Source organism: Actinomycetota bacterium (assembly GCA_035640355.1).
Lineage (GTDB): Bacteria > Actinomycetota > UBA4738 > UBA4738 > HRBIN12 > CALGFI01.
The window spans coordinates 25,024-31,228 of the sequence record DASQWI010000025.1 but is presented as its reverse complement, the minus strand read 5'-3'; the positions used below and the strand labels follow the sequence as shown (position 1 = coordinate 31,228).

The 6,205-nt window shown below is 67.9% G+C and carries 7 protein-coding genes and 1 other RNA gene; 7 read left to right on the top strand and 1 reads right to left on the bottom strand.

All coding sequences use genetic code 11. From position 1 onward, the window contains the following. A partial coding sequence (locus VFA08_12720) for a hypothetical protein (protein HYZ14449.1) occupies positions 1-2,191 on the bottom strand: 2,191 nt, incomplete at its 3' end. Positions 2,192-2,379: 188 nt separating this feature from the next. Here VFA08_12720 and ftsE point away from each other — a divergent pair. From ftsE to VFA08_12685, 7 genes are all read left to right on the top strand, one after another. Further along, complete coding sequence (gene ftsE, locus VFA08_12715; protein HYZ14448.1) at positions 2,380-3,057, top strand: cell division ATP-binding protein FtsE; 678 nt, start codon at positions 2,380-2,382, stop codon at positions 3,055-3,057. After that, positions 3,057-3,962, top strand: a complete 906-nt coding sequence (gene ftsX, locus VFA08_12710; GenBank protein HYZ14447.1) for a permease-like cell division protein FtsX — start codon at positions 3,057-3,059, stop codon at positions 3,960-3,962. The genes ftsE and ftsX overlap by 1 nt, the downstream gene beginning before the upstream one ends. Beyond that, entirely contained in the window at positions 3,962-4,435 is a 474-nt protein-coding gene (smpB, locus tag VFA08_12705; protein HYZ14446.1) for an SsrA-binding protein SmpB, read from the top strand. Before ftsX ends, smpB begins: the two co-directional genes overlap by 1 nt. Before the next feature lie 41 nt (positions 4,436-4,476). Next, positions 4,477-5,037, top strand: coding sequence for a hypothetical protein (locus VFA08_12700; protein HYZ14445.1), 561 nt, complete (start codon positions 4,477-4,479; stop codon positions 5,035-5,037). Between the two features lie 40 nt (positions 5,038-5,077). Then, positions 5,078-5,431: a transfer-messenger RNA gene (gene ssrA / locus VFA08_12695) on the top strand. Positions 5,432-5,587: 156 nt separating this feature from the next. Next, positions 5,588-5,830 (top strand): hypothetical protein, encoded by a 243-nt coding sequence (locus VFA08_12690; GenBank protein HYZ14444.1) that lies wholly within the window; start codon positions 5,588-5,590, stop codon positions 5,828-5,830. A gap of 27 nt (positions 5,831-5,857) precedes the next feature. Further along, complete coding sequence (locus VFA08_12685) at positions 5,858-6,196, top strand: hypothetical protein (protein HYZ14443.1); 339 nt, start codon at positions 5,858-5,860, stop codon at positions 6,194-6,196. The last annotated feature ends 9 nt before the right edge of the window (positions 6,197-6,205 follow it).

Genomic DNA, 6,205 nt, shown 5'->3' with positions numbered 1-6,205 from the left:
CCGCCACGGCCTGAAGGAAGGCATCGGCGACGAGGACGGTCGCGGGCGACCCGTCGACCGTCGCCTCCCAGCCGCCTTCCCACGCGTTCCGCACGACGACGAGCGAGGGCGTTTCGGCGCGGACGTCGATCCGGATGTCCTCCGGCCGAATCTCCCCGTACGTCGCCGAGCCACCCGATTCGTCCGCCGATGGCGCGATGCCGGGTTCGGTCTCGACCACGGCGGTGACAGCCGGATCGAACCCACGCGCCGTGACGGCCTGGAGGGCCTCGCCGAGGTCGTCGACCACGCGCCAGTCGGCAACGACGGACACGCGTGGCTGCGCCCCGTCGAGCTCGTACAGGACGTATCCGTCCTCCGCCGCCACGCGGTCACCGGTGATCGAGTCGGGGAGTTGCTGGGCCTCGTGCGCGATCAGGTACCTGATGCCGAGGAGACGAACGTTCTCCGGCGACGGCACCTGGATCACGGCGGCGTTGTAGAAGACCGGAAGCCGGTTCGTTGCTCTGATGTACGACCAGTACCGGGCGACCTGGATCGGCGAGTAGCCGAGCACGTCCTCGAGCTCGAACAAGGGGCCCCTCCCCAGCAACAGCGCCGGCCAGTCCGCCTCGTCCTGGGTGAACAGGTAGCCCTTGTTGAAGTACGCCGCCGGCGGTACCCACGCCAGGTAGCGCCCGTCGGCCCGTTCCGCGATCGTCCGCGCGATCGGACCCTGCTCGAGATACGCGTTGAGATCGATGTCGGGCCACCGAAGCGGGCCGTTGACCAGCACCGCGCGAGTGTCGCCCTCCAGTCCGAAGTAGATCGTCCCGCCGCGGTACGCCGCCGACCACAAGGCACCCGCCGTGAGCTCCGCGAGGAGCACCCCGACGAGCGCCGCCGGGGCCCATCGTCGTTGATTGACGAGCGCCCAGACGACGGCGATCACCGCGGCCGCGGCCGCGGTGAACACGACGAGGCGCGCCGGGTCGGCTCCGGCGAGGAGCGCGACGAGCAGGAACGCACCACCGGCGATCGCGACGACCCGAAGCGCCGAGGCGGATTCGGGCCGCCGGTCCAGGAGCGCCTGAACGCCGACGGCTCCCAGGACGGGGACGGCGAGATACGCCGCGTACCGCAGTCGTCCCGGGTTGTGGAGGTACACGTCGCCGAACGGCAAGCGAAGGACGAGTGCGCGGAACCACCCCGCGCCGACGAACAACGTGAGCGTTAGCAGGTAGCCGATTAGGCCCGCCACGCCGATCGCCCACACCAGGAAGCGGCGAGGACGGTCCCGGAACGCGAACGGGATGGCGAGCAGGACCACCGCGCCGACGTACGCGCCGGGCGTCGACGCGAGCGCCAACGGCCATCCGCTCCAGATGCCGTGGTCGGGGATCGGCCGGTCGAGCAGGCCCTGTGCGTCGACCACCGTGCCCGCGAGTTCGCCGTACCCGGCGCTGAGGCTGGAGCGCGCGATCAGCTCAAGGCGTGGGACCAGGATCGCCAGGTTCGCGAGCGGCAGGAACGCCACGAAGCCCACCGCGAACGCGACCGCCGAACGTCCGGAGAGGGCGCCGGCGCGTGTATCGCGCGCGGCACGCGCGACGACGTAGGCGACCGCGAAGCCGGTGCAGATGGCCAGGCCGTGTGACATGTGCGCCGTCGCCACCTGCCCCCATGCGAACGCGCCGAGGGCGAGCCACGGCGCTCTCCGCCATCCCGAAGCCGAATAGAGCCCGGAAGCTCCGACGAGGACGAACGGCGTCCACGCGAGGAACCCGGCGAACGGCAGGGCCACCGCGACGCTCGACGCGGCGATGGTCATCGCGAGCGACAGGCCACCTGCCGTTGCCGCGATGCGCCCGAGGCCTTCCCGCCGCAGGAACCACCACAGGCCAACGCCGGCGATGATCGGATACGCCACGATCATCGCGCGCAGCCCATCGCCGCAGCCGAACAGCCACGACGCAAACATCGTCGTCATGGAGAGCCACCCCGACTGCGCGTCGGCGGCGAACGGCCTCCCCGCCATCTCGAACGGGTTCCACAGCGGCACGTGTCCGCCCGACAACGCGTCGCCCATGAAGCACGACCACGGGAGCCACTGGGAAAGGACGTCGGGATGCTGATTGGTCAGGCGGGGGAGGAACGCGAAACCGCGCATCGCGACGAGAACGGACACGACGATCAATCCAGGTCCTGCCACCGCGACTGCGATCCTCGTCGCACGCGAGGGACGACCGGCACCTGAGGGTGCGACGTGGGGGCCCGTCTCTCGCGTCGCCGTGTCCATTTGCCCAGGCTATCCGCACCGGGTTCGTTCCTGAGGGGGAATGCCTCTGTTACACTCCGCCCGGTTCAAGACCCCGGGATTTCTCCCCGAAACCAAGGGCAATGATCAGTCTTCAGCGCGTCACGAAGGTGTACCGGAACGGCACGACGGCGCTCGACGACGTCTCCATGGAGGTCGAGAAGGGCGAGTTCGTCTTCATCGTCGGTGCTTCGGGTTCGGGGAAGTCGACGATGATCCGCCTCCTTCTCAAGGAGGACGAGGCGACAAAGGGCGACATCTACGTGGCGGGCAAGAACGTGGCCAAGCTCACCGCGTGGAAGGTGCCGCACCTGCGCCGGAACATCGGCACCGTCTTCCAGGACTTCAAGCTGCTGCAGGACAAGACGGTGTTCGAGAACGTCGCGTTCGCGCTCGAGGTGATCGGCAAGACGAAGAACGTCATCGACCAGCGCGTTCCTGAGATCCTCGATCTCGTCGGTCTCGGCGACAAGCTGAACAACTATCCGGACGAGCTCTCGGGTGGCGAGCAGCAGCGCGTGTCGCTCGCGCGCGCGTGCGTGAACCGGCCACTCGTCCTGCTCGCCGACGAGCCGACCGGCAACCTCGACCCCAGCACCTCCGTCGACATCATGCGGCTCCTCGACAAGGTCAACCGGATCGGGACCACCATCGTCATGGCCACGCACGACCAGGCGATCGTCGACGCCATGCGCCGGCGAGTCATCGAGCTGGAGAAGGGTAAGGTCGTCCGGGACCAGGCCAGAGGGGTGTACAGCTGATGGCCAAGCTCGACTACTTCTTCCGCGAGACCACGTCGGGACTTCGGCGAAACGGGCTCGTGGCGTTCGCCGCGATCAGCACGACGTTCATCGCCCTGTTGTTGTTCGGCCTCGCCCTGCTGATCAGCCGGCAGGTCAACATCATGATCGACCGGACGACAGGGAACGTCGAGGTCGCGATCTACCTGTCGGATCCCGTGAACGACCAGAACGTCGCGTCGCTCAGGGAGACGCTCATGGCGCTCCCGATCGTCGCGACCGTCGACTACGAGAACAAGCAAGAGGCGTACGAGCGGTTCCAAGATCTCTTCGCCAACTCACGGGAGCTCGTCGACAACGTCGATCCCGAAGCGCTGCCGGCATCGCTCCGGGTGAAACTGTCGGAGCCGGAGCGGTTCCAGGAGGTCGCGGCGGTCCTCGGGTGTGAACCGGGCCGGGGCGGATACGTCTGCGCCGCGCCGGGCGTGGAGACGCTCGTCGATCAGCGCGAGTTCCTTGACCGGCTGTTCGCCGTGACGCGCGTGTTCCGCGTCGGCGTGCTCCTCGTGGCCATCGTGATGCTCGTATCGGCCGCGGTGTTGATCGCGAACACCGTGCGGATGGGTCTGTTCGCTCGCCGCAAGGAGATCGGCATCATGAAGCTCGTCGGGGCCACCAACTGGCGCATCCGCATCCCGTTCCTCATCGAAGGGTTGTTCGAGAGTCTTATCGGAGCCGTCGCCGCCATCCTCGTGTTGTTCGCCCTGAAGGTCGCGTTCATCAACCCACTGAACAACAGCGTGCAGTTCGTGCCGTGGATCGTGAACCGCGACGTCCTCGCCATCGTTCCGTGGCTCCTTTTCGCGGGCGTCCTCGTCGCGATCGTCGCGGGGCTCGTGGGGATGCGTCGCTTCCTCGACGTGTAGTGGGCCGCAGGGCCGAGGGCGAATACCGGACCGTTGTCTCCAACCGCAAGGCGAGGCACGACTACGAGATCCTCGAACGGTTCGAGACGGGCATCGTGCTGACCGGCTCAGAGGTGAAATCGCTCCGCGCGGGCCGGGGCTCGCTCGCCGAGGCGTACGGGCGCGTTCGCGACGGCGAGGTGTGGATCGAGGGGATGCACGTCCCGCCGTACGAGCAGGCGATGGACAAACGGACGCACGACCCCATCCGCCCGCGCAAGCTGCTGCTGCACCGCGACGAGATCCAGCGCCTCGTCGGCAAGACCGCCGAACGGGGATTGGCGCTCGTCCCGCTGCGCGTGTACTTCGCACATGGTCTGGCCAAGCTGGAGCTCGGCCTCGCCCGAGGGAAACGTCAGTTCGAGAAGCGTCAGGCGATCGCGGAACGGGAGCACCGCCGGGAGATGCTCCGCGAGGCGGGGCGAAGGAGGTAGCCGGTATCCTTCGCGCCCGCGCCCGTGCCGAAAGGAGCTCCGTGGCAACGAAGGCCGCTCGCATCGTCGGTGCATCGGTCGTGACTCTTGGACTCGTCGCGTGCGGCAACGGCGATGGCGAGGAGGCCGTCTCAGCGGAGACGTATGCGCAGCGCCTGTGCGCGAACATGCAGAGCTACATCGACGAGGTGGCGATGCTGTCGACCGACTTCGCCGGAGAGCTGGACCCCGCGGTGGAGCTCAGCGAGCAGCGGGATGCCCTCCTCGCGTTCCTCGACGACGTGCTCGTGGCGACGGATCGGCTGATCGCCGGTATCGAACGTGCCGGCGTCCCCGACGTCGACGACGGCGAGGAGGTCGTCGCAGCGATCGGGGACACCTTCGCGGAAGCGCGGGCGATCCTCGTCGACGCGAGAGGGCAGGTGGAGGCGATCTCCGTCGACGATCCGCAGGAGTTCGCCAACCAGCGGAACGAGATCGGCGAGACGATCCAGACCTCGCTCGGCGCGATCGGTTCGTCACTAGCGTCGATCAACGCGCCCGAGCTCACGGAAGCCCTCACTGCCGACCCCGAATGCGCCGCGCTCAGCGCGCCCGGATAGGCGTGAAAGGTCGCCGTATACTGACCGGACAACCGCATATGGGGGTGTACTGGCTTCGACCTGAGCGATATCCGTTCAGGGGAAGCGGGCCGAGGTCCCCGGATGCCTCGTAAAAAGCCGGGACAAACACAAGCGCCGATACTGATTACGCGCTCGCTGCCTAAGTAGTTAGGTAGCCGTCCGCCCGGGGTCGCCTGCGACTCGGGACCGGGCGTCGTGAGCAGGCTCACGGCAGCGGCTCCGCCCGGGGGCCGCCGTCGGACACCTCACCTGGGCTAGCCGAGAGGCGCTCCGCCGGTGGGAGCCTCGAGGCGAGATTCCTCCACCGGCTGCGCCCGGAGAAGCCCTGATCGGTCGCCCGGGGACGGGGGTTCGATTCCCCCCACCTCCACCATCGCGCATTGGACGATGAGTTTGAGCGACTCGCCGAACTCGCGAACGAGTTCGGCGCGTATCTCACCGTGTGTGGGTCTGCTGGGTGCCCGGCGCGCCTTCACCGGGTTTCCCTCGATGCTTCCCTGTTACCCGGGCTGAGAGGAGGATCCGCGGGGTGACCAGCACGCGTCGAGCCCGGCGCCTTCGCCGGGCCCTCGTTGCGGGCGGTCTCGCGCTGGCGATGATCTCGAGCGCATGCGCGGGGAGTGACGCTGGCTCCGATCCTCGCTCGAGCCCTCCTGAGCAGGAGCGGACGTCGGCGCCGGTCCGCGAGCTCACGTCGATCGGAGCGCTTCGAGATGCGTTCAACGACGACGCAGGGTCGTCCCGCCTCATCCTGCTCATCTCGCCCACCTGAAGCACGTGCCTCGCTGGCGCCAGTTGGGTGCAGAGGGAGATCCTGGAGGCGGAACCGACAGCGGAGCTCCGCGTCTACGCGGTCTGGGTTCCGTTCTCCGGAGGGACGAGCGAGGCGGCGGACGTATCGCGAAGCGTCCTGCCGGACCCGAGGGTCACGCACTTCTGGGACGGGGACGCGGTGACGAGTGATTGGTTCGCGGAGAACGTCGATCACAGCCCGTTCCCGGCGTGGGACGTTTTCTACCTCTTCGGTCCGAACGCTTCGTGGACCGATGTCCCGGGGCCCATCGTGAGCTCCGGCGCCACGATCATCGGTCAGAGTTCCGCGCTCCAGGACGCCATCACGCCGCTCCTCGCGAGGTGATTGGCCGCA

Bases quoted from the DNA above. Each gene is read 5' to 3' on its own strand.
- ftsE (HYZ14448.1), top strand. From the start codon at position 2,380: ATGATCAGTCTTCAGCGCGTCACGAAGGTGTACCGGAACGGCACGACG.
- ftsX (HYZ14447.1), top strand. From the start codon at position 3,057: ATGGCCAAGCTCGACTACTTCTTCCGCGAGACCACGTCGGGACTTCGG.